Source organism: Vreelandella stevensii S18214, from assembly GCF_000275725.1.
Taxonomy (GTDB): Bacteria; Pseudomonadota; Gammaproteobacteria; order Pseudomonadales; family Halomonadaceae; genus Vreelandella; species Vreelandella stevensii.
This window is the reverse complement of record NZ_AJTS01000011.1, coordinates 1-23,180: the sequence shown is the minus strand read 5'-3', so window position 1 is coordinate 23,180 and position 23,180 is coordinate 1. Positions and strand designations below refer to the sequence as shown.

The following is a 23,180-nucleotide window of genomic DNA, read 5'->3' as shown; positions in this document are numbered from 1 at the left end:
CCAATAGCAAGAGTACCTGACATGCCGCGCCGTTTCCTGCAGCGCTACATGCCTAAACCGGACACCATCCGGCGCCAACGATCGCTACGCTTCATGGCGCCGTTGATTGCCGATCCGGGTTTGTGGCTACTCACTCGACGCAGCGTTGCCAACGCGTTTAGCGTCGGGCTTTTTTGTGCCATGCTGCCCATTCCCTTTCAAATGGTCGTGGCCGCGCTGGGAGCACGGCTGGCTCGCTGCAACCTGGCCCTGTCGGTGGGTCTGGTGTGGGTCACCAATCCGCTGACCATGCCGTTGATCTTTTATATCAATTATCGGATCGGTACTTTTTTGCTGGGCGCTCCGGTGCGAGAGGCGCCTTCTCGCATTTCGACCCGCTGGATAGCCGAGCAGATGCACGACATCCTGCCCCCCCTCCTGCTGGGTTCCCTGATCAGTGCCATCGTGCTGGCCATCATCTCCAACGTCGCGATTCGGCTCATCTGGCGCTGGCACGTCTCCCATAACTGGAAACGCCGCCGCCTGAAAAGGCGACGGCGCAGAGCCTGCATCGAATCGCAGTTCGACGATTAACCCCTGAGCGATTAACTCTGGAGTTGCTCGACGAGCCGCCCACCATCCAGCTTCATGACCCGATCCTGATGAGCCGCTAGGCTCACATCGTGAGTCACGATCACGAAGGCGCAGGCGCTCTCCTTGGCCAGCTCATCCATCAAGTCCAGAATGGTGCTGGCGGTGGTCTGATCGAGATTACCAGTGGGTTCATCCATCAACACCAGGCTCGGGTCGGTCACCAGCGCCCTGGCAATGGCCACACGCTGGCGCTCGCCGCCGGAAAGCTCACCAGGCTTGTGGTCGGCACGCGCCTTCATGCCCACTCGGTCGAGCAGTTGCAAAGCGCGCTGTTCGGCGACCTTTTTCGCCTGGCCGCGAATGATCAGCGGCAGTGCGGCATTTTCCAGCGCAGTGAACTCGGCCAGCAGGTGGTGGAACTGGTAAACGAAACCGATATAGCGATTGCGAAACTTGCCAAGTGCGGCTTCGTTGAGGTCCGACAGCGGTTCGCCAGCGATCACCACGCTGCCTTCACTGGGGCGATCCAGCCCCCCCAGCAGGTTCAACAGCGTGGTCTTGCCGGAACCGGAGCTGCCCACGATGGCCACGCGCTCCCCGGCATGTACCTGCAGATCCAGCTGGTCCAGCACCGTCAAATCCTGCGGCCCTTCGCTATACACCCGTGTCAGGCCACGGCATTCCAGCATGACGGCGGGTGGTTGAGTAATCGTCGAAGTCATCGGAGCATCCTTATTCATAGCGCAGTACGTCAGCCGGTTGAACCCGAGCTGCTCGCCAGGCAGGGTAAAGTGTCGAGAGGAACGTCAGGCCGAAGGCGGCCAGCACGATGTCCCGCACATCGCTCCACTGCAAGCGCGAGGGCAAGTCGCTGATGAAGTAGACCCCAGCATCGAGGAACTGGATGCCGAAAGCACTCTCGAACCAGCCGATGATATCGGAGATGGTCAGCGCCAGCGCAATGCCGACCGCCACACCAACGGCAATGCCGATCAAGCCGATGGCCAACCCCTGGACGATGAAAATACCCATGATCGAGCGCGGCGTGGCACCGATGGTGCGCAAGATGGCAATGTCGGCACGCTTGTCGGTCACCACCATGACCAGGGTGGACACGATGTTGAACGCCGCCACCGCAATGATCACCGTCAGCAGCAGTGCAATCATGCGCTTCTCCATCTGGATGGCCTGGAACAGGTTGCCGTGGGAGAACGTCCAGTCGGTGCCACGATAACCCGAGCCCAGCTCCCTGACGATGGCCTGGGTTTCGCTCCCGGCCACGAACAGATCATCCAGCTCGAGTCGCAGCCCGCCTACGGCGTCGCCCATGCGCGCCAGGGTCTGCATGTCTTCGATGTTGGCATAGGCCAGATTGGCATCCAGATCCGCGCCCACGCTGAAGATTCCACTGACCGTGAAACGCTTCAGCCGGGGAAAGACCCCAGCGGGCGTAATCGACGCTTCGGGCACCAGCAGCGTGACGCGGTCACCCACCCCGACGCCAAGACGCCTGGCCAGCATGGAGCCCAGCACCACATTCCACTCACCGGGCACCAGATCGGCCAGCTCACCTTCCCGCATGTGCTGGCCAATGATCGACACCTGGCCTTCCCAGTCAGGGTGGATGCCGTTCACCATGGCCCCCTGATTACGCCCACCCGACGAGAACATACCCTGCTGCTCGACGTAGGGCGCCGCGCCAATCACTCGCTCGCGCTGCGTCAGCCGGTTGGCCAGCGCCTCCCATTCGACCAGACCCTCCTGCGCTTCGATCTTGGTGTGCGGCACCATGCCGAGGATACGCGTGCGCAGCTCATGATCGAAGCCATTCATGACCGACAACACCAGAATCAACACCGCCACGCCGAGCATCAACCCAAGCATCGAGGTCAGCGAAATGAACGAAATAAAATGGTTGCGGCGTTTAGCGCGCACATAGCGCAGCCCCACCAGGAAAGGCAAACGATCAAGCATGGCTTCATTCCTTAATAATGAGCGTCCATGGTACGGTTTTTTCAGCATGGCTGCATGTACAAACGCAGCCTTAGAGTAGCGAAAGCAGCGGCTGTTCCCTGGCACACGGTAACGCTTGCAAGTTGCGTGGTAACCCCCTAAATTGCGCCCGTTCCTCTTGCCCGCTGGGCGAGCTCTCTTACCTCGACACGAGTACCCGTGACATTGGCTATCAAGACGTATCGCTTGCTCCCCGAATGGCATCCTCAGGATGGCCTACAGTTGACCTGGCCCCGCCCAGACGGCGACTGGGCGCCCATGCTATCGCGGATCGAAGCGACCCTTGAGCGCATTGTGTTGGCCACCGCACGCTATCAACGCGTCATCATCAGCGTGCCGGATGAGGCGACTCGGCAACGCCTGCTCGCCACGTTCAGCGCTTACGGTATCCCCGACGCGCAGCTGCAGCTGATTGTCGCACCCACCGACGATACCTGGGCACGCGACCACGGCCCCATCACGGTGCTGGACGAAAAAGGCCAGCCCCTGCTGCTGGACTACACCTTTACCGGCTGGGGCGGCAAATTTCCTGCCGAGCACGACAACCAGCTCACCCAATGGCTGGCGGACGCCGGGGTATGGGCCTGCCCCGTCGCCTCCCGGGCCATGGTACTGGAAGGGGGTGGCATCGAGACCGACGGCGAAGGTACGCTGTTGACGACCGAAGCCTGTCTGCTGAACCCCAACCGCAACCCGACCCTCAGCCGCGCCGACGTGGAAGCCCGGCTGGCAGAAGATTTCGGCGTGGACCGCTTTCTGTGGCTGGCTCATGGCCACCTGGAAGGCGACGATACCGACAGCCATGTGGACACGCTGGCACGCTTTTGCGACCCCACCACCATTGCCTACGTGCGCTGCGACGATCCAACAGATCCGCATTATCCGGCACTGCAGGCCATGGAGCAGGAGCTCAGGGCATTCCGCCAGCGCAATGGCGAGCCCTACCGCCTGATCGCCCTGCCCTGGCCACAGGCCTGCTTCGATCCGGAGGATGGCCACCGGCTGCCGGCTACCTACGCCAACTTCCTGATCATCAACGAAGCGGTGCTGGTGCCCACCTATGGTGACCCCGCCGACGTGGTTGCCCTGCAAGCCCTGGCCACGGCGTTTCCGGAGCACACACTGATCCCGATCGAGTGCGTCAGCGTGATTCGCCAGCACGGCAGCCTGCACTGCCTGACCATGCAGCTACCCAAAGGCACACTCGCCCCGATTGTTTCCATGTCTTGAAGATAATGTCTTGAAGATAATGTCTTCAAACTAACGTCTTGAAGTGAACGTCTTGAGGAGAACGGCATGTCACACACGCTGAACGTTGCGGTCATTCAACAGGCTGCCTGGCCTGACAAGGCGCGCAGCCTGGCAGAGAGCGAAGCCGGTATTCGCGAAGCAGCCCGTCAAGGTGCCCAGCTGGTACTGCTGCAGGAGCTGCATGCTACCCACTACTTCTGCCAATACGAAGACCCGGCGCTGTTCGATCTGGCCGAGCCGCTGGATGGCCCCACCGGGCAGCGCCTGGCCGACCTGGCAAAAGAGCTGGATATCGTGCTGGTGGGCTCGCTGTTCGAGAAGCGCGCCGCAGGCCTCTACCACAATACCGCCGTGGTGTATGACCGCGCCCAGGGTCGCGTGGGCCAGTATCGTAAGATGCACATTCCCGACGATCCCGGCTTCTACGAGAAATTCTACTTCACCCCCGGCGATGCCGATGCCGCCCGTGGCGATGGTTTCACCCCCATCGACACCTCGGTGGGACGCCTGGGCATCCTGGTGTGTTGGGATCAGTGGTATCCGGAAGCCGCACGACTCATGGCGCTGGCGGGCGCGGAGCTGCTGCTCTACCCCACGGCGATTGGCTGGGACCCCAGCGACGACCCTGCCGAAAAAGCTCGCCAGAAGGAAGCCTGGACGCTGATTCAGCGTGCCCACGGCGTCGCCAATGGCCTGCCGGTACTGGTCGCCAACCGAGTGGGCTTCGAAGTCGACCATTCGGGCGTCGGCGAGGGTATCGAATTCTGGGGAGGCAGCTTCATCTGCGGCCCCCAGGGGGAACTGCTGGCCCACGCTGGCGAGCAGCGCGAGCAGTTGGTGGTGACCCTGGACATGGCGCGCAGTGAAAACACGCGACGCATCTGGCCTTATCTGCGCGACCGCCGTATCGATGCCTACGGTGACCTGACGCGCCGCTACCGGGATTGAGCCAAGCGTTCTTTCAACCACCGCCATCATAAAAAAACGCCTGCCCGGGTAACCCGAGCAGGCGTTTTCATTTGCATCACGAGGCGTCCCTTCTTCACGCCATGTCGCCCGTCGCCTGCCAGCAAGCAGGGCCGGACGTCACGGGCTCACTTCCAGAAATCGCGGATCGACGCGATCCCCTGAGCCCCCACGGCGCGGGCATGGTTGGCATCGAAGCGCGTCATGCCACCCAGCGCGAACACCGGCATGCCCGCCCGCTCGACCAACTGCTGGAAGTCGTGCCACCCCATGGGGGCCACTTCCGGGTGGGAGGGCGTGGTACGCAGGGGTGACAGCGTCACGAAATCGCAGCCCAGCACGGCGGCTTGAGACAGCTGCGTCTGGTCATGGGTCGAGGCAGAGAGCCACTTGTTTTCGGCAATGGGGCGGCGGTCCAGCGACATCAGACGCGCACTGGTGAGATGAATACCGTCGGCATCCACCTGCTCCAGCACTTCCGGCTCGGCATTGAGCAGCAGCTTGGCGCCGTACTGGCGGCACAGCGCCAACGCACGCTCTGCCCGCGTCAGGTAAGCCGCTTTATCCAGCGACTTGGCCCGCAGCTGCACCAGCCGAACACTATCCTCACGCAGGGCACGCTCCAGCAGTGCCGCAAACCGCTCATCATCGGCCTCTTCACCGGTAATGAGGTATTCGGTAGGCAGCATCACTGCGCGCAGGATGGGCAGATTGGCGGCGGGGAACGGGTAGTTCACCAGCTCGTCCATGGGTACCCAGCGCACGGCCTGGCCTTCACGCCCGAAAGGTTCACCGGCAAACTCATGCACTTGCCACACGTCCAGCAGAATGTGCTTGTCCGGGTACTCGTGGTGCACACGAATCAGGGGCTGAGCGCGTACGATTTCCACCCCCAGCTCTTCATGCAGCTCACGCTTCAGACCTTCCAGCCCCGTTTCATAGGGCGCCAGCTTGCCGCCAGGAAACTCCCACAGGCCGCCATGATCGACATTGGACGGCCGACGCGCAATCAACACGTGCTTCTGATCAGCGCTGATGATGGCCGCTGCCGCGACATGAACCCGTCGTTTTACCATTACACTCATTACGTCTAATCCACTCTGTGCGCGCCGCACGGGACAGGTACGGCGCTATCTGGCTTTGTTGAGCACGATGCCACAGCCTAGCTGCGGTAATCCGCATTGATGGACACATAGTCATGGGAAAGATCGGAGGTCCATACGGTAGCCCCCTCCTCACCACGACCCAGCGTGATCCGAATGGTGATCTCCTCCTGCGCCATGACCGCACTGCCAGCGGCCTCGGTATAGCTGCTGGCGCGACCGCCCTGCTCCACTAGCCGAACGTCCCCGAGGTCGATGACCACCCGGCTGACGTCGAAGGCCTCAACTGGCGCACGGCCCACTGCGGCCAGAATACGCCCCCAGTTGGCATCCGAGGCATACAGCGCGGTTTTCACCAGCGGCGAGTGGGCGACGGTGAAGGCGACATCCAGTGCCTCCTGGCGGGTACGCGCCTCATCGACCTGCAAAGTGACGAACTTGGTCGCTCCTTCGCCATCACGAATGATGGCCTGTGCCAGCTCGGTCATCACGCGCTGCAGGCCGTTGCGGAAAATCGCCACCTGCTCATCGCTTTCGATGCGAACGCCGGTACCCGTGGCCGCCAGCATGCAGGCGTCGTTGGTGGAGGTGTCGCTATCCACCGTGATGCAGTTGAACGACCGGTCGACGGTCTCACGCAGCAGGGTTGCCAACAGCGTTTGCTCGATGGCCGCATCGGTGACCACGAACCCCAGCATGGTGGCCATGTTGGGCTTGATCATGCCCGACCCTTTGGTAATGCCGTTGATGGTGACCTGCTGGTCCCCCAGCGCTAGCGTCACCGTTGCCCCTTTGGCGCGGGTGTCGGTGGTCAGTATACCTTCGCCGGCGTGTTGCCAAGCCTGACTACTCGCCGCCAGGGTATCCAGCGCTGGCGGCAGACCCGCCAACAGCCGCGCCATGGGCAGCGGCTCACCGATCACACCGGTCGAAAACGGCAGCACCTGCTGCGCCGAAACGCCTGCCTGCGCGGCCAGTGCCTCACAGCTCTCACGAGCATCCTGCATCCCTGAATCGCCGGTACCCGCATTGGCATTACCGGTATTGATCAGCCAATAGCGAGGGGCCTTCCCCGCCGCCTGGCACTGCGCCATGTGCTCCTTGGCCACGGTGACCGGCGCTGCGCAGAACGCATTGCGGGTAAACACGCCCGCCACACTGGCGCTTTCGGGTAGTTCGATCACCACCATATCGCGGCGGCCCGGCTTCTTGATGCCCGCCATTGCAGTGCCCAGACGCACCCCTTCAAGGGGTGGCAACTCCGGAAAGGGAAGGTTACCCACCGCCATGTTTCTCTCCTTAACGTGCGCTAACGATAATCAGCTTAGTTTGCCGCAGCACTGCTTGTATTTCTTGCCGGAACCACAAATACACGGATCGTTACGGCCGACTTTCGGCCCCTCACGGCGCAGCGGGCGCCCATCGGCACCAGGCGCGGCTGCCTCACCATCTTCGCTGGGCGCATCGTGGCGGCTGGCCGCCGTGGCCTTCTCACGCGCCAGCTCTTCGCGGCGCTTCTGCTCCAGCGCATCCACTTCTTCTGGTTGGCGCACCTGGACATGACTCAGGATGCGGGTGACATCGGCCTTGATGTTGGTCAGCAGGTGCTGGAACAGTTCGAAGGACTCGCGCTTGTACTCCTGCTTGGGGTTCTTCTGGGCGTAGCCACGCAGATGGATACCGCGACGCAGGTGATCCATGGATTGCAGGTGCTCTTTCCAGCGCGTATCCAACACCTGCAGCATGACCTGCTTCTCGAAACGGCGAATCAACGCCGCGCCCGCCGAGGCAATCTTGGCTTCGTAAGCTTCACGATGCATGGTCTGCAGGCGCTCGCGCAGCTTCTCTTCACTGAAGCGCTCATCCTCTTCCGCCCACTGAACCACCGGTGCGTCCAGATTGAACTCGGTTTTCAGATGCGACTCCAGGCCATGCAGATCCCACTGCTCGGCCAGGCTCTGCGGCGGTACGTAGGTGCTGATGGCCTCTTCCATCACCTCCTCACGAATACCCAGCACGGCGCTCGATACGTCGTCAGAGGCGAGAATTTCGTTACGCTGCTCGTAAATGACGCGGCGCTGGTCGTTGGCGACGTCGTCGTACTCGAGCAGCTGCTTACGAATATCGAAGTTGCGCCCCTCGACTTTCTTCTGGGCGCGCTCGACGGCGTTGGATACCATCTTGTGCTCGATGGCTTCGCCACGTTCCAGACCCAGCGCCTGCATCAAGCGCTTCACCCGGTCCGAGCCGAACAGTCGCATCAGGCTGTCTTCCAGCGAGAGGAAGAAGCGCGTGGAGCCAGGGTCGCCCTGACGGCCCGCACGGCCACGCAGCTGATTGTCGATACGACGCGACTCGTGGCGTTCGGAACCGATCACGTGCAGCCCGCCAGCTGCCAGTACCGCATCATGACGCTCCTGCCACTCGGCTTTCAGGGCATCGAGCTGGGCCTGGGTCGGGTTCTGCAGCTTGGCGGCATCGGCTTCCCAGTTGCCGCCCAGCATGATATCGGTACCACGACCGGCCATGTTGGTGGCGATGGTAATGGCCCCGGGGCGACCGGCCTGGGCAATGATCTCGGCTTCGCTCTGGTGCTGCTTGGCATTGAGCACGCTGAATTTTAGGCCCGCGTCACGCATCAGGCGTGCCAGATACTCGGACGTCTCGATAGAAGCCGTACCGACCAGCACCGGGCGACCCGCCTCGGTCTCGGCAGAGACGTCCTTGATGATGGCTTCGTACTTCTCTTCGGCACTGAGGTAGACGAGGTCGTTGAGATCCTTGCGTGCCAGAGGCCGGTTGGTGGGAATGACGATAACGTCGAGGCCGTAAATCTGACGAAACTCGAAGGCCTCGGTATCTGCAGTACCGGTCATGCCAGCCAGTTTTTCATAAAGGCGGAAGTAGTTCTGGAAGGTGGTCGATGCCAGGGTCTGGCTTTCACGCTGAACGGTAACGCCCTCTTTGGCCTCGACCGCCTGGTGCAGGCCTTCCGACCAGCGGCGGCCAGGCATGGTGCGCCCAGTGTGTTCATCGACGATGACCACTTGCCCGTCGGCGACGATGTAGTCGACGTCAAGATGATAGAGGTGCCGCGCCCGCAGCGCCGAGTGCATGTGCTGCAACAGGTTGAGGTTTTGCGCCGCATAGAGCGAATCGCCTTCGCCCAGCAAGCCTTCGGCGCGCATCAACTCCTCGACCTTGTTATGACCTTGCTCGGTGAGCTCGACCTGCTTCTGCTTCTCGTCCAGCACGAAGTCGCCTTCGACAGGGGCGTCTTCGTCTTCGGATACTTCCGCCTGCTCCAGCTGCTGGGCCAGACGGTTGACGATGGTGTACAGCTCGGTGTTCTCGTCCACCGCACCGGAAATGATCAGCGGCGTACGTGCTTCGTCGATCAGGATGGAGTCCACTTCGTCGACAATGGCATAGTGCAAACCGCGCTGTACCTTGTCCTCCAGCGAGAACGCCATGTTGTCGCGCAGGTAGTCGAAGCCAAACTCGTTGTTGGTGCCGTAGGTGATGTCACACTGGTAGGCGTGGCGCTTCTCTTCACCGGTCTGGCCAGCAAAAATCACCCCTATCGACAGCCCCAGGAACTCATACAGCGGGCGCATCCACTCGGCATCACGGCGGGCCAGATAGTCGTTCACCGTGACCACGTGTACCCCTTTGCCCGTCAAGGCATTCAGGTATACCGCCAGCGTGCCCACCAGGGTCTTGCCCTCGCCGGTTTTCATTTCGGCGATACGGCCGCGGTGCAGCGTCATGCCACCGACCATCTGCACATCGAAGTGACGCATGCCCATGACCCGTTTGCCGGCTTCGCGCACTACCGCAAAGGCCTCAGGCAGCAGTTTGTCCAGGCTTTCCCCAGCCTCCAGACGCTGGCGCAGCTCGGCCGTCTTGGCCTGCAGCTCGCCATCGCTCAAGCCGACCAGGGTCTCTTCCAGCACGTTGACACTCTGCACGCTCTTGAGCATGCGTTTGACTTCACGGTCGTTCTTGGAGCCAACGACTTTGCGTAACAAGGAATTAATCATGAAATATCCACATCAACAGGAGCGACCTCTTCAGGCGCACTCTTTCATAGGGTCAATTAACGTCGGGTAAATGAACGTACCGCTAGCGGCAGGTCAACGGGCTGGCGGCCCTCGAGGAGAGCATACATCCAGAGCGACCGTCTGGCGGGGCATGACGGGAAAGAAAGAGATAAAGCTTTTCAGAACAGGAAGTTGACGCTGCTGGCGTGCTACCCAGCGCCTTAGCGCGCGGCGCTTTTTGGCGATCCACTGCGACTGGGCACGCAGCATGGCGGGCACCCAAAAGCAGATACACACGCTCCGGTCGCTGCTGCGCAGATCGGAAGGGTGTAAACTGGCGGGCAGCAGACAGCTCACCAGCAGGCCCGCAAGCCACCAACGCGCCAGCCCATGGCGACGATGTCGCCGAGGCAGAGCAGATAATGTATCGAGCGTTGATGGCATGCTGTGGCGTGGCTCCTGAGCGTGTTAGGCTCTGTCGATAGACGAAAAACATGGGTGCTGCGCGCACTCGTCAGCACGAAACTATCCGCAACACCCCAGGAATCAGGTGAATGAGTATAAAGGTTAAGCGTTCCCGCGCACAGCCCATTACCCAATTGCTGAACACGTCCGCTGGCGCAGGCCAGCTGATGCGTCAGTCGCGCCTGATCGATCAAGCCCAGACCCATCTGCGCGCCCACTTGCCCGAAGAGATGCGTGCGCATGTGTTCGTCGGCGGCTTCAGCAATGGACGACTGACCCTGATCAGCAGCCAGGCCAGCTGGTTGACCTGGTTACGCTACGAGCAACCGCGCTTGTTGAGCCTGCTGCACCAGCTCCCCGGCTTTACAGGGGTAACGGGGTTCACGTTAAAAGTGCGCCCGGTACGCACCGTGGCGCCACCAGCACGCTATGCGCGCACTCTTTCCAGCAGTGCTGGCACAACGCTCAAGGAGTGCGCCGAGGATACCGAACACCCCAGGCTAAAGCAGGCCCTGGAGCGCCTTGCTTCGCACGCTCAGCGTAAGACATGAACCCTACGCACAACAGGCCGCTCGCCCACCATTAGACCAAACGCAATAAAGCACCGCATGGCGGTGCTTTATCTTTAGTGGGGGGACACTCCCCGATTTTCAAGCGGCGACCCTTAAAAACCACCTCAGGCCATGGCGGGTGCCGCATAGGAGATAGGCGCAACGGCCTTCTCTTCTTCGAAGGTCACGATTTCGTAGGCATCGGGCTGCGCCATGAGTTCACGACACAGACGATTGTTAAGGGCATGGCCGGATTTCACGCCACGGAACTCACCAATCAGGCTATAGCCCAGCTGATAGAGATCGCCGATGGCATCGAGCACCTTGTGCTTCACGAACTCGTCTTCGTAACGCAGGCCACCCTCATTCACGATACGGTAGTCATCCACCACGATGGCGTTGTCGAGACTGCCACCCAGCGCCAGATTGTTCGAGCGCAGGTACTCAAGGTCACGCATGAAGCCAAAGGTTCTGGCCCGCGACACTTCCTTGACAAAGGATGTCGTGGAAAAGTCGATCAATGCCTTCTGCTTCTGCTGCTCGAAGACAGGATGGTCGAAGTCGATGGCAAACGACACCTTGAAGCCTTGATGGGGCAGGAATACGGCCTCCTTCTCACCATCACTGACCGCCACACGACGCTTGATGCGAATGAATTTCTTGGCCGCGTCCTGCTCGAGAATACCCGCAGACTGAATCAGAAAAACGAACGGGCTAGCGCTACCGTCCATGATCGGCACTTCGGCAGCACTGATATCCACGTAGGCATTGTCGATGCCCAGCCCCGCAAAGGCCGACATGAGATGCTCGACGGTGGCTACCTTGACGCCTTCATGGGAAAGTGCCGTGCACAGGGTGGTGTCTTCCACCAGCTCGGCGCGGGCAGGCACGTGAACCACTGGGTCCAGATCGGTTCTGACAAACACAATACCCGTGTTGGCCGGCGCCGGGCGCAAAGCCAGATGGACTTTCTTGCCAGAGTGCAGACCCACTCCAGTGGCGCGGATGACGTTTTGTAGTGTGCGTTGTCTGATCATGGGCAGTGGTCAAGCTCTAATATCGGCGACGTGTAACAAGATGTTACCCAGTCGCAGGGGGGAGAAAAGTTATCAAACAGTGTTCACTTTAACAGCAAACGAGCGTTTTACCAATAAAACTCTCGTTTGCTACCTCAATAAACCTGATAGCGCAAGTCAATCTGCCTGGCGGCGCAGGAACGCGGGGATATCCAGATAGTCATCGGCATCGGCCGAACGACGTTTTTCAGGGCGTGGTTTGGCTGCTGCTTCCGGCGCTTCGGCACGCGCGGTAGCCTGTTGCCGCATGACGGTGGGCTGCTGCAATTTACGGTAGTCGGAGCCACCGGCGTCTGCAGCGGAGCGGCGCGCCGGTTCGCGAGACACGGCCTTGGCCTTGCTGCCATCCAGGCCAGCCGCCACAACGGTCACGCGCAGCTCGTCGGACATTTCCATATCGATGGAAGTACCCACGACGATAGTGGCTTCCTGGGAAGCGAACTCCTGCACCGTGGCACCCACGTCATTGAACTCGCCAATGGAAAGGTCGGGGCCAGCCGTGATGTTGACCAGAATGCCGCGTGCGCCGTGCAGGTCGATGTCTTCCAGCAGCGGGCTGCGGATGGCTTTTTCTGCAGCTTCTCGGGCACGGTTTTCACCAGTGGCACCGCCAGTGCCCATCATCGCCATACCCATTTCTGACATGACAGTACGCACGTCTGCGAAGTCGACGTTGATGATGCCCGGGCTGGTGATCAGCTCGGCAATGCCTTGCACCGCCCCCAGCAGGACGTCGTTGGCAGCACTGAACGCGGTCAGCAAGGTCGCGTTCTTGCCCAGCACCGACAGCAGCTTTTCGTTGGGGATGGTGATCAACGAGTCGACATGCTCGGAAAGCTCTTTCATGCCCTCCTCGGCCGCTCGCATGCGCTTTGGCCCTTCGAATGGGAAGGGGCGCGTGACCACGGCAACCGTCAGGATACCCAGCTCCTTGGCGACCTGAGCAACCACAGGCGCGCCTCCCGTCCCGGTACCGCCGCCCATGCCTGCCGTAATGAAGACCATATCGGCGCCATTGAGCAGCTCGGCGATGCGATCACGATCTTCCATCGCGGCCTGGCGGCCCACTTCAGGGTTGGCTCCCGCGCCAAGCCCCTTGGTGATTTCCCCACCCAGCTGAAGCACCGTTTTAGCCGATACGCGCTTGAGTGCTTGCGCATCGGTGTTGGCGCAGATGAACTCGACGCCTTCGATGTTGCTCTCGACCATGTGGTTGACTGCGTTACCGCCGCCACCGCCAACACCGACGACTTTAATGACCGCACTGCTCGAGGGTGCGTTATCTACCAATTCGAACATAAGCCCCGTCTCCTGAACCGCGTCGCGGCCCTATCAGAAATTTCCTTTTAACCAGCTTTTGATTCTTGCCAGCGTCGAATGGCCATCCTTGATATCACGTCGGACAAGCTCGCTGCGACCCTTGTGGCCCCCAGCACTTCCCACGTGGCTTTCCAGGCCTTGCCCATGACGCGTTTCCTGCAGTGCATAGTGGAGTAAACCCACGCCCGTCGCATAGATAGGATTGCGAACCACATCCGCCAGGCCTCTGACATTTTGTGGGCAGGCAATACGAACCGGCATATGAAAAATTTCTTCAGCCAGTTCGCTGACACCTTCCATGCGTGAGGTGCCACCGGTAAGCACCACACCCGCAGCCACCATATCTTCATAGCCACTGCGGCGTAATTCGTCTCTGACCAGCGTGAAGAGCTCTTCATAACGAGGCTCCACGACTTCCGCCAGTGCCTGGCGCGACAGATCTCGTGCCGCGCGATCACCCACGCTGGGCACCTTGATCATTTCATCGCTGGCCGCCAACTGCGTCAATGCGCAGGCGTATTTTACCTTGATTTCTTCCGCGTGCTGAGTGGGCGTACGCAGCGCCATGGCGATATCGTTGGTGACCTGATCACCGGCGATCGGAATCACTGCCGTATGGCGGATGGCGCCCTCACTGAAGATGGCCATGTCGGTGGTACCTCCACCGATATCGACCATACATACTCCCAGCTCGCGCTCGTCTTCGGTAAGCACTGCCATGCTGGACGCCAATTGCTCCAGGATAATGGCATCCACATCGAGACCGCACCGCCGCACGCACTTTTCGATGTTCTGTACGGCATTCAAGGCAGCCGTGACCAGATGCACTTGCGCCTCCAGACGAACCCCGGACATACCCAGCGGTTCGCGGATACCCCCTTGCGCATCGATGGAGAACTCCTGGGGCAAGACATGCAACACGCGTTGCCCTTCAGAGATAGCCCGAGCCCGTGCGGAATCGATGACCCGCTCGATATCGTAAGGAGTGACTTCACGCTCCTTGATGGCCACCACGCCGTCGGAGTTCATGGAGCTGATATGACTGCCTGCCACACCCACATAGACAGAGTGGATATCGCAGCCCGCCATCAGCTCTGCCTCTTCGACAGCACGCTGAATCGACTGCACCGTGGATTCGATATTGATGACCACTCCTCGCTTCATGCCGCGAGAAGGATGAGAACCGATACCGGCGATTTCAATCCCACCATCATCGGTGGGTTGACCGACTATCGCGACGACCTTGGACGTTCCAATGTCCAGCCCGACAACCATATTGGATGCGTTGGGTGAGCCTGCCATGAGTCGGTAAATCTCCTTGTCGTCGTTTTATAAGAGCGGGGATCGCCTTTTAACGCTTAAACGAAAAGCAGGCAAAACCCGAAGATAAAATAAATAAGTTGACTAAAACTGTATAACGCCGCTAACCGCGACCGAACAATAAATACTGACCCACAGCATCGTCTGGGACATAGTATAGAAACAATAGCCACAATACGACTAGCCCAAACCCACGATAATTGGCCAGGAAAGCATTTTATACCCCATAAGCGGTTTTTTTAGCGGGCCTGCCTGCCCATTTACCCGCTTTTTTGCACATTGCGCCTTATCGTGACTCGTCCTCCTCCTCCGGAACCTCGGTTTCACCATGCCAGGCCACTGCCACACCATTGGGGTAGCGCAGGTCGATGTAGCGGATATGCTCGCCCACGCTGCTCAGCTCACGCTGCCAGGAGGCCGATAGCCGGGCTAGTCGCTCCCCATGGTGACGACGCCCCAGCATTACCCAGGTACCCTGGTCGAGCTGAAGCCGCCAGGCGCCTCGGGGCTCCAAGCGCAATTGCGCCAGGGTCAACGACAGCCCGGCAAAGTGCGGCGTCAAACGCTGATAGTAGGCCAGCACTTCCGCACTGCTTTCCTGAGGCCCCGCCAGGTCGGGCAATCCGGCTGGCGCATCAAGGGGCGCGTAGGAGAAGGGTTCGCCTCTTGGGTTAAGCAGGAAATCATCATTCCAGCGGGCTACCGGCGTTTGCTCTATCAACTCGAAAACCAGCGCGTTGGGCCACTCTCGGGAAATTCGCACTTCATCCAGCCAACCAATCTCCAGCGCATCGCGGCGCAGCTCGCCCAAATCTGCCGACAGCCAAGTGATATTCTGGACCAGCGGGGCCAGCTGTGAGCGCAGATAGTCCGCGCTCAAATACTCCCACTCGCCTCGAATGGACACTCGCTCGATCGGGCGATCCAGCCAAAGCCATAGCGCTCGACTCCCCGCCCCCAGCAGCAATGCCAGTAGAACGATACCGAGCCACGCATTGCGCTTCTTCATAAAAAACTCATGCCATGCCCCGTCACGAATCGCGCGCCAGTGCCGTGGTTAAAATACGCATCACCAGCTGGTCGAAATCGATGCCAGCGTGGGCTGCTGCCTGTGGCACGAGGCTATGATCGGTCATCCCGGGCACGGTATTCACTTCGATCAGCCAGAAGTTGCCTGCAGCATCACGCATGACATCGATACGCCCCCAGCCTTCGCCACCCACGGCAAGGAAGGCCTCCTTGCACAGCGCAGCCAACGTCTGCTCGTCTTGTGCAGACAGGCCACAGGGCAAGTGGTACTGGGTGGTATTGGTCAGATACTTGGCTTCATAGTCATAAAACCCACCGGGCACCTCGACACGGATAGCAGGCAACACGTCATCGCCCAATAGTGCGACGGTGTATTCATCACCGGTAATAAAGCGCTCGGCCATGACCCTGGCATCGAAGGTAGCAGCCTGGGCATAGGCGGCTTTCAGCTCATCGAGACTGCGGACGATACTGATACCCAGAGTCGAGCCTTCGTGTACCGGCTTGACCATCATGGGTAGCCCTAACTGGGCTACCACCGCCTCCCAGTCCGAACCGGCATTCAGCATGATGCACTCCGGCGTGGGCAGGTCGACGGCTTGCCACACCTGCTTGGTACGCTGCTTGTCCATGCCCAACGCCGAGGCCAGCACGCCACTGCCGGTGTAAGGCAAACCAAGCAACTCCAATGCCCCCTGCAGCGCACCATCTTCACCGCCACGCCCATGCAGTGCGATGAACACCGCGGTGGGGTCGAGGCGCTCGAGGCCCGCTAGCCCACCCTCCTTGAGATCGTACCCCTGCGCCTTCACGCCTTGACGCTGCAAGGCATTCAGTACTGCAGCACCACTCTTGAGCGACACCTCGCGCTCGGCGGACGTGCCGCCGTAGATCACGACGACACGCTCCAGGCCTGCCTGCTGCGCTTGTCCTGTCATAGCACCACCTCTTTCATGGCCAGCCGGGCCTGGGCAAGGCGCAGTGAAATGCCACCGACGTCGCCCGCCCCCTGAGTGATCAGAATATCTCCCGGACGCAGCACGTTGTTGAGCAGGGCGGGCAGTTCGTGCTTGTGCTCCACGAACAGCGGATCGACATCGCCACGCTGACGGATAGAACCGGCCAATGTCTTGCCTTCGGCGCCCGGCACCACCGCCTCGCCAGCGCTGTACACATCGAGCAGCACCAGCGTATCCACCTGAGACAGTACGCGCACGAAGTCTTCGTAGAGATCGCGGGTCCGGCTGTAGCGGTGGGGCTGATAGAGCATCACCAGGCGGCGATCGGGCCAGCCGGCACGCACCGCCTGAATGACCATATCCACTTCCCGCGGGTGGTGGCCGTAATCGTCGACCAGCATGATCTCGCCTTCGCCGACCGGTGCCGGATAGTGGCCATGCACCTGAAAGCGCCGCCCTACGCCTGCAAACCCCATGAGACCGCGCTGGATGGCGTCATCACTGACCCCGGCGTCGGTCGCCACCACGATGGCCGCCATTGCGTTCAAGGCATTGTGGCGGCCCGGCATGGCCAGTCGAATGGCCAGCGGAGGCACGCCACCGGGCCGCAGTGCCGTGAAGGAGACTTCCCCGGCCTGCTGACTAAAATCCACGATGCGATAGTCAGCGTCTTCATCGAAGCCGTAGGTCACGAACTGGCGCTTGATACGCTCGCACAGCCCGCGCACGTGGGGATCATCGATACACAGCACCGCCAGGCCGTAGAAAGGCAGATTGCGCAAGAACTCGATGAAGGTGTTTTTCAAACGCTCGAAGTCACCCCCATAAGTGGCCATGTGGTCAGCATCGATATTGGTGACGATCGACACCATGGGCTGAAGGTGAAGAAACGACGCATCGGATTCGTCGGCCTCGGCCACCAGATAGTCGCCCTCCCCCAGGCGAGCATTGGCACCTGCGCTGGTGAGTTTTCCACCGATCACGAAAGTTGGGTCCAGGCCGCCCTCTGCCAACAGGGTAGCCGTCAGGCTGGTCGTGGTGGTCTTGCCGTGGGTACCAGCCACGGCAATGCCGTGACGAAAGCGCATCAGCTCGGCGAGCATTTCCGCACGCCGCACCACTGGCACGCGGTGGTCGTGCGCCCAGCGAATTTCAGGGTTGGCTTCATCGATGGCACTGGAGACGACGACCACATCCGCGCCTTCCACGTTCTCCTTGGCATGCCCAATGAATACATCGACGCCGCACTGACGCAAACGCTCCACCACACTGGACGCTTTCATGTCACTGCCGCTGACCTGGTACCCCTGGTTAGCGAGCACCTCGGCAATGCCGCACATGCCGGCACCGCCAATACCGACGAAATGAAGCCGCTGGATACGGCGCATACCCGGCCCGCTCGGGCCACTCAGCTGCGGCGACGTATGGTTGACTGACTCGGTCACGCAGTTTCTCCTTGCTTCACCAGCGAGAGGCAGCCTTGGGCCAGGCGCTCGGTCGCGTTCAAGGACGCCGCTTGACGCGCCTTGGCGGCCATCTCTGCCAGGGTCTCTGGGTAAAGTAATTGGTCCAAAAGTTCACTTAAATAGTCAGCCGTCAGCTCAGCCTGTACGACACATAGCGCCGCACCCGCCCGGACCAGCACCTCGGCATTCACCCGCTGATGGTCATCCACGGCAAAAGGAAACGGCACCAGCAACGCGGGCTTGGCCGCCGCCGCCAGTTCGGCAATCGTCAGCGCACCGGCTCGGCAAACGACCAGATCCGCCCAGGCATAGGCCGCGGCCATATCATCGATGAACGGCGAAACCTCGGCGACCACCGCCTGCTGAGCATAGGCGTCTGCCGTGGCGATATCGCGCTCCTTGCCTGCCTGATGACGCACCTCGGGACGTCGCTCCGGCGGCAGCGCAGCCAAGGCCACAGGCAGGCGCTCGTTCAGCGCTACCGCGCCCAGTGAGCCGCCTACCACCAACAGGCGCAGCGGCCTGCCCTGCATGTCGGCCACCTGCCGGGGCTGCTCGCCCAGCGCGGCGATCTCTTCACGTACCGGGTTGCCAATCACCTCGGCACGCGTGCCAAATGCATTCTCGAACGCGGCATAGGTACGCGTGGCCAAGCGCGACAGCACCTTGTTGGTCAGCCCTGCCACGGCATTCTGTTCATGAATGACCAGCGGAATACCGGATAGCCGGGCCGCTAGACCGCCAGGCCCGCTGGCGAATCCACCCAGCCCTACCACCACATCCGGCTTGAAACGCTTGATGACGCCACGTGCCTGGAGCACCGCCCGCGACAGGTTGAGCGGCGCCTTGAGCCAGCCATCGGCGCCATTGCCGCGCAAGCCACTGATCGCAATGGTATGTAGCACGATGCTCGCCTCGGGCACCAAGCGGTTTTCAATTCCCCGCGGGCTGCCCAGCCACTCCACGGCAACCCCTTGGGACTGGAGAGCACGCGCCAGCGAGAGCGCAGGAATGACGTGCCCTCCCGTTCCTCCCGCCATGACCAAAACCCGTCGACCCGCATGTATCGCCACAAACAGCTCCTTGAATAATTACGTCAACCGCGGCTCTCGGCGAGCACGATAAGGCGTCGACAAACGACGCGGGCGATGCCGAGTTTCTGCATCCACCCGGAGCAACAGCCCCACCATCATGCCAGTGACCAGCAGACTGGAGCCTCCGTAGCTGATCAGCGGCAGGGTCAGCCCTTTGGTCGGCAGCAAGCCAGCACTCACCGCCATATTGATAAACGCCTGAGCCGCCACGATAAAGCCGATCCCGTAGCTCACGTAGGCACCGAACAGATGCCCAGCCAGCTCTGCTCGCCGGCCCACCCACATGGCCCGCACGATGAACAGGGTGAACAGCAGCACCACGGCTATCGCTCCAATCATGCCCAGCTCTTCGGCCACCACCGCAAAAATGAAGTCCGTATGGGCTTCGGGAAGATAGTGCAGCTTCTGCACGCTGTTGCCCAATCCGGTGCCAGTCACATGGCCACGTCCAAACGCGATCAATGCCTGCGTCAGCTGATACCCGGTGGCGAACTGGTCGGCCCAGGGGTCCAGGAAGCTGGTCCAGCGCGCCAGTCGATACGGCTCCATGACGACCATCATCACGGCACCAAACCCCAGCACCCCGCCACTGCCCAGCAACAGCGTCAGCGAAGCGCCGCTCATCATCAGCATGCCGATCACACACACGGCATATACGACCATGCCGCCGAAATCCGGGGCAAGAAACAGCAGGAAGGCAGGAATGGCCAGTACCGCCAAGGGGCGCCACATGGTAAAGGCGCGCTGGCGCAGTTCATAAGTGAATCGCGACATGAAGGCGGCCATGTAAAAGATCAGCCCCAGCTTGCCAAATTCCGAGACTTGCAGGCTGGGAAGCGGCCCTGGCAGGGCAATCCAACGCTTGCTGCCGTTGACCTCCTGGCCTACGGCCAGTACCACGACCAGCATGACAATGCTCAGCAACAACAGCAACGCCGCATTCTGGCGCCATAGCTCCAGCGGCACGCACACCATGAACAGGCATGCCAATATCGCCAGCAGCAAAAAAATGCCGTGCTGGCGAGCATAGTGATAGCTGTTTTCCAGTAGCCCTATCGACGCGGAGCTGACCATGACCCAGCCCAGTCCTGCCAACGCGACGGCGGCGACAATCAGCCAGACATCGCAAGGCAGGTGGCGGGTCGCCAGCGCTTCACGCAGTCGCTGCATCCTACTCATGGTTTCGTCGCTCATGGGGCACTCTCACGCTGTTTCTGCTCGATCCAGTCGCGAAACAGGTCGCCCCGCGCCTGGTAGTTGGCGAATTGGTCCAGGCTGGCACACGCTGGCGAGAGCAACACACAATCCCCTCGCTCGGCCAGCTGCCATGCGGCTTCCATCGCCTGTGTCAGCGTTTCGACACGCTGAGTGTGAAGGCAAGGGCCAAGCACGTTGTCGAGACGCTCGGCGTCTGCGCCGTAGAGCAGCGCGGCTTTTCCATGGTCCGCCAACGGCCCGGCCAGCGGCGTAAAGTCGGCTCCCTTACCCACGCCTCCCGCCAACAGAATGATCTTGCCAGTGAGCGCGACGCCAATACCATTGATGGCGGCCAGGGTCGCACCCACGTTGGTCCCTTTGGAGTCGTTGACCCAGCGAACCCCGTTCACCTCAGCAACGGTTTCGCTACGGTGCGGCAGCCCCTTGAACGTGGTCAACACCTCACACATGGCCTGACGATCAAACCCCAGCGCCCGGCCCATGGCCAACGCTGCCAGCGCGTTCAACTGATTGTGCTGACCAGTAATGGCCAGCTCATCCACCGCCAGCCACGGCGTCTCGCCGTGCATCAAATAGCGGCGTCCATCAATATCGGCCAGCCCCCAGTCACTACCGGCCGGAACACCCACACCAAAACGCTCGACACGGTCGAGGGCATCCAGAGGCCAGGTCATGGGGTCATCGGCGTTGACCACCGCGTGCTCGGCGCCCATGAAAATGCGCTGCTTGGCCTGACGGTAACCCGCCAAATCGCCATGACGGTCCAGATGATCATCGCATAAATTGAGAAACGCAGCCGACGCCGCTCCGAGGCGAGGCGTCGTTTCCAGTTGAAAGCTGGAGAGTTCGAGGATGAAGAGCTCGGCACCGGGATGGTCGGCCAACAGATCCAGAGCCGCCGTGCCCAGATTGCCCCCCACGGCGGCATTCACCCCCGAGGCCTTGGCCATTGCACCTAATAGCGTGGTCACCGTGGACTTGGCATTGGAGCCCGTAATCGCCGCCACCGGGGCACGCACCAGACGCCTGAACAGTGCCGTTTCACCCACCAGCATCGGCTCGCCGGTGGCAGGGTTGACTCGCTCCAACAGCCCGTCGAGGCCTGCCAAATGCGGGTCGACCCCCGGACTGACCACCACCTCGTACGCATCGCTGAAATCCAGCTCATTCAGCGGCCCACAGTGGCAATCAATCGCCGGATAACGCTGCTGGAACGCGGCGAGTCCAGGCGGCATCTCGCGGGTATCGGCCACCATGAAAGGCACTCCATGGCGGTCCAAATGGCGACAGATCGCCTGACCGGAAATGCCCAGTCCAACAACAACGGTAACACCCTGAGGTACCTTCACCATGAACGACTCCTTGGCCCGGGCTAGAGCGGCCTTGGCCACCGTGACACGACTACCCTGACACGACTACCCAATGACTAACGCACTTTCAGTGTGGCCAGTCCCAGCAGAACGAGGACAACGGTGATGATCCAGAAACGCACGATCACGCGCGGCTCAGGCCATCCCTTGAGTTCGTAATGGTGATGCAGCGGAGCCATGCGGAAGATACGGCGCCCCGTCAGCTTGTAGGAGCCGACCTGCAGAATGACCGATACGGTTTCCAGCACGAAAATACCGCCCATGATGAACAGCACGATCTCCTGGCGCACGATGACCGCCACCACGCCCAGGGCGGCCCCTAACGCCAGCGCACCCACATCGCCCATGAACACCTGGGCGGGATAGGTGTTGAACCACAGAAAGCCCAGGCCAGCACCGGCAATCGTGGCACAGAAAATGGCCAGCTCGCCGGTTCCCTGAATGAAGGGAATATGCAGGTAGTTGGCAAATACGGCATTGCCGCTGGCATAGGCAAACACCGCCAGCCCCATGGCTACCAGCACGGTGGGCATGATGGCCAGACCATCCAGGCCATCGGTCAGGTTGACGGCATTGGAGCTACCGACAATCACAAAATAGCTCAACACGATGTAGAACAAGCCCAACGGCAGCGCAACGTCCTTGAACAGCGGAATGAGCAGGCTGGTTTCGGCGGGCGTGGTGGCCGTGGCGTACAGAATGATGGCGGCTCCTAGGCCGACCACCGACTGCCAGAAATATTTCCAACGTGCTGGCAGCCCGCGGGGATTCTTTTCGACCACTTTGCGATAATCGTCGACCCACCCGATGGCGCCAAAGCCCAGCGTCACCAGCAGCACGATCCAGACGTAGTAGTTGGTCAGGTCACCCCACAGCAAGGTGCTGATCGCAATCGCCAGCAGGATCATGGCGCCGCCCATGGTCGGCGTACCTGCCTTGGAAAGATGCGACTGTGGGCCGTCGTCGCGAACGGCCTGGCCAATCTGCCCTTCAACCAGTCGGCGTATCACCCAGGGCCCCAGCCAAAGGCACAGCATCAGCGCGGTGAGCGCGGCGAGAATGACGCGTAGCGTCAAATAATTGAACACCTGAAACGCAGATTGAAATTGAGCTAGAAAATTCGCCAAATGAAGTAACATGAACGGCGCTTACCTTGTGTCATCCGCACGCAGCGCAGCAATGACTCTTTCCATGCCGGCACTGCGCGATCCTTTCGCCAGCAGCGTGGCGTCGGGTGGCAGAGAATTAATAACATGACGCACTAGCGTCTCGTGGTCGTCGAAGTGCAGCCCGCGACCAAAGGCATCCGAGGCAGCCCTGGCTGCCTCGCCAACCGTCAACAGCATGTCCAGCCCCAGCGACG

20 protein-coding genes and 1 pseudogene are annotated in these 23,180 nt (G+C 60.8%); 4 read left to right on the top strand and 17 right to left on the bottom strand.

From position 1 onward, the window contains the following. Positions 1 to 21 precede the first annotated feature (21 nt). Complete coding sequence (locus HSS18214_RS0101410) at positions 22 to 573, top strand: DUF2062 domain-containing protein (RefSeq protein WP_016913535.1); 552 nt, start codon at positions 22 to 24, stop codon at positions 571 to 573. A gap of 11 nt (positions 574 to 584) precedes the next feature. On the opposite strand, the gene HSS18214_RS0101405 is transcribed toward HSS18214_RS0101410, so the two are convergent. Beyond that, on the bottom strand, positions 585 to 1,295 hold the full coding sequence (locus HSS18214_RS0101405) for an ABC transporter ATP-binding protein (protein WP_016913534.1): 711 nt from the start codon (positions 1,293 to 1,295) through the stop codon (positions 585 to 587). A 10-nt stretch (positions 1,296 to 1,305) separates the two neighbouring features. After that, positions 1,306 to 2,547, bottom strand: a complete 1,242-nt coding sequence (locus HSS18214_RS0101400; RefSeq protein ID WP_016913533.1) for a lipoprotein-releasing ABC transporter permease subunit — start codon at positions 2,545 to 2,547, stop codon at positions 1,306 to 1,308. A gap of 198 nt (positions 2,548 to 2,745) precedes the next feature. Here HSS18214_RS0101400 and HSS18214_RS0101395 point away from each other — a divergent pair, with 198 nt between their 5' ends. Together HSS18214_RS0101395 and HSS18214_RS0101390 are read left to right on the top strand one after the other, a co-directional pair. After that, positions 2,746 to 3,816 (top strand): agmatine deiminase family protein, encoded by a 1,071-nt coding sequence (locus HSS18214_RS0101395; protein WP_026001652.1) that lies wholly within the window; start codon positions 2,746 to 2,748, stop codon positions 3,814 to 3,816. A gap of 66 nt (positions 3,817 to 3,882) precedes the next feature. After that, positions 3,883 to 4,785 carry a carbon-nitrogen hydrolase gene (locus HSS18214_RS0101390; RefSeq protein WP_016913531.1) on the top strand — a complete coding sequence of 301 codons (903 nt, stop codon included), beginning with the start codon at positions 3,883 to 3,885 and terminating at the stop codon, positions 4,783 to 4,785. A gap of 146 nt (positions 4,786 to 4,931) precedes the next feature. Here the strand turns inward: HSS18214_RS0101390 and HSS18214_RS0101385 are convergent, their stop codons facing one another. From HSS18214_RS0101385 to HSS18214_RS0101370, 4 genes are all read right to left on the bottom strand, one after another. Beyond that, positions 4,932 to 5,888, bottom strand: coding sequence for a Nudix family hydrolase (locus HSS18214_RS0101385; RefSeq protein ID WP_026001651.1), 957 nt, complete (start codon positions 5,886 to 5,888; stop codon positions 4,932 to 4,934). A gap of 77 nt (positions 5,889 to 5,965) precedes the next feature. Beyond that, positions 5,966 to 7,195, bottom strand: a complete 1,230-nt coding sequence (gene argJ, locus HSS18214_RS0101380) for a bifunctional glutamate N-acetyltransferase/amino-acid acetyltransferase ArgJ (protein WP_016913529.1) — start codon at positions 7,193 to 7,195, stop codon at positions 5,966 to 5,968. Positions 7,196 to 7,225: 30 nt separating this feature from the next. Beyond that, positions 7,226 to 9,949 (bottom strand): preprotein translocase subunit SecA, encoded by a 2,724-nt coding sequence (gene secA / locus HSS18214_RS0101375; RefSeq protein ID WP_016913528.1) that lies wholly within the window; start codon positions 9,947 to 9,949, stop codon positions 7,226 to 7,228. Positions 9,950 to 10,042: 93 nt separating this feature from the next. Further along, positions 10,043 to 10,393: a hypothetical protein gene (locus HSS18214_RS0101370; protein ID WP_016913527.1), complete on the bottom strand. Its 351-nt coding sequence runs from the start codon at positions 10,391 to 10,393 to the stop codon at positions 10,043 to 10,045. Between the two features lie 110 nt (positions 10,394 to 10,503). On the opposite strand from HSS18214_RS0101370, the gene HSS18214_RS0101365 reads away from it, so the two are divergent. Continuing rightward, positions 10,504 to 10,965 carry a DUF721 domain-containing protein gene (locus HSS18214_RS0101365; protein WP_016913526.1) on the top strand — a complete coding sequence of 154 codons (462 nt, stop codon included), beginning with the start codon at positions 10,504 to 10,506 and terminating at the stop codon, positions 10,963 to 10,965. A gap of 125 nt (positions 10,966 to 11,090) precedes the next feature. On the opposite strand, the gene lpxC is transcribed toward HSS18214_RS0101365, so the two are convergent. The 11 genes and pseudogenes from lpxC to HSS18214_RS19180 form a co-directional block, all read right to left on the bottom strand. Next, positions 11,091 to 12,002 carry a UDP-3-O-acyl-N-acetylglucosamine deacetylase gene (lpxC, locus tag HSS18214_RS0101360; RefSeq protein WP_026001650.1) on the bottom strand — a complete coding sequence of 304 codons (912 nt, stop codon included), beginning with the start codon at positions 12,000 to 12,002 and terminating at the stop codon, positions 11,091 to 11,093. A gap of 156 nt (positions 12,003 to 12,158) precedes the next feature. After that, positions 12,159 to 13,340 carry a cell division protein FtsZ gene (gene ftsZ / locus HSS18214_RS0101355; protein ID WP_016913524.1) on the bottom strand — a complete coding sequence of 394 codons (1,182 nt, stop codon included), beginning with the start codon at positions 13,338 to 13,340 and terminating at the stop codon, positions 12,159 to 12,161. A gap of 33 nt (positions 13,341 to 13,373) precedes the next feature. After that, entirely contained in the window at positions 13,374 to 14,663 is a 1,290-nt protein-coding gene (ftsA, locus tag HSS18214_RS0101350; RefSeq protein ID WP_016913523.1) for a cell division protein FtsA, read from the bottom strand. Positions 14,664 to 14,967: 304 nt separating this feature from the next. After that, positions 14,968 to 15,690 carry a cell division protein FtsQ/DivIB gene (locus tag HSS18214_RS0101345; protein ID WP_016913522.1) on the bottom strand — a complete coding sequence of 241 codons (723 nt, stop codon included), beginning with the start codon at positions 15,688 to 15,690 and terminating at the stop codon, positions 14,968 to 14,970. 22 nt (positions 15,691 to 15,712) lie between these two features. Next, a complete protein-coding gene (locus HSS18214_RS0101340) occupies positions 15,713 to 16,648 on the bottom strand; it encodes a D-alanine--D-alanine ligase (RefSeq protein ID WP_016913521.1) in 936 nt (311 codons plus the stop codon). Continuing rightward, on the bottom strand, positions 16,645 to 18,057 hold the full coding sequence (murC, locus tag HSS18214_RS0101335) for a UDP-N-acetylmuramate--L-alanine ligase (protein WP_156808457.1): 1,413 nt from the start codon (positions 18,055 to 18,057) through the stop codon (positions 16,645 to 16,647). The genes HSS18214_RS0101340 and murC overlap by 4 nt, the downstream gene beginning before the upstream one ends. A 53-nt stretch (positions 18,058 to 18,110) precedes the next feature. Beyond that, positions 18,111 to 19,175: an undecaprenyldiphospho-muramoylpentapeptide beta-N-acetylglucosaminyltransferase gene (gene murG, locus HSS18214_RS0101330; RefSeq protein ID WP_040460716.1), complete on the bottom strand. Its 1,065-nt coding sequence runs from the start codon at positions 19,173 to 19,175 to the stop codon at positions 18,111 to 18,113. A 51-nt stretch (positions 19,176 to 19,226) separates the two neighbouring features. Then, positions 19,227 to 20,408 carry a putative lipid II flippase FtsW gene (gene ftsW, locus HSS18214_RS0101325; protein WP_026001648.1) on the bottom strand — a complete coding sequence of 394 codons (1,182 nt, stop codon included), beginning with the start codon at positions 20,406 to 20,408 and terminating at the stop codon, positions 19,227 to 19,229. Positions 20,409 to 20,419: 11 nt separating this feature from the next. Beyond that, a complete protein-coding gene (gene murD, locus HSS18214_RS0101320; RefSeq protein ID WP_016913517.1) occupies positions 20,420 to 21,799 on the bottom strand; it encodes a UDP-N-acetylmuramoyl-L-alanine--D-glutamate ligase in 1,380 nt (459 codons plus the stop codon). Positions 21,800 to 21,873: 74 nt separating this feature from the next. Further along, entirely contained in the window at positions 21,874 to 22,956 is a 1,083-nt protein-coding gene (gene mraY, locus HSS18214_RS0101315; RefSeq protein WP_016913516.1) for a phospho-N-acetylmuramoyl-pentapeptide-transferase, read from the bottom strand. A gap of 9 nt (positions 22,957 to 22,965) precedes the next feature. Then, positions 22,966 to 23,180, bottom strand: a pseudogene (locus HSS18214_RS19180) (UDP-N-acetylmuramoyl-tripeptide--D-alanyl-D-alanine ligase); the annotation flags it as partial.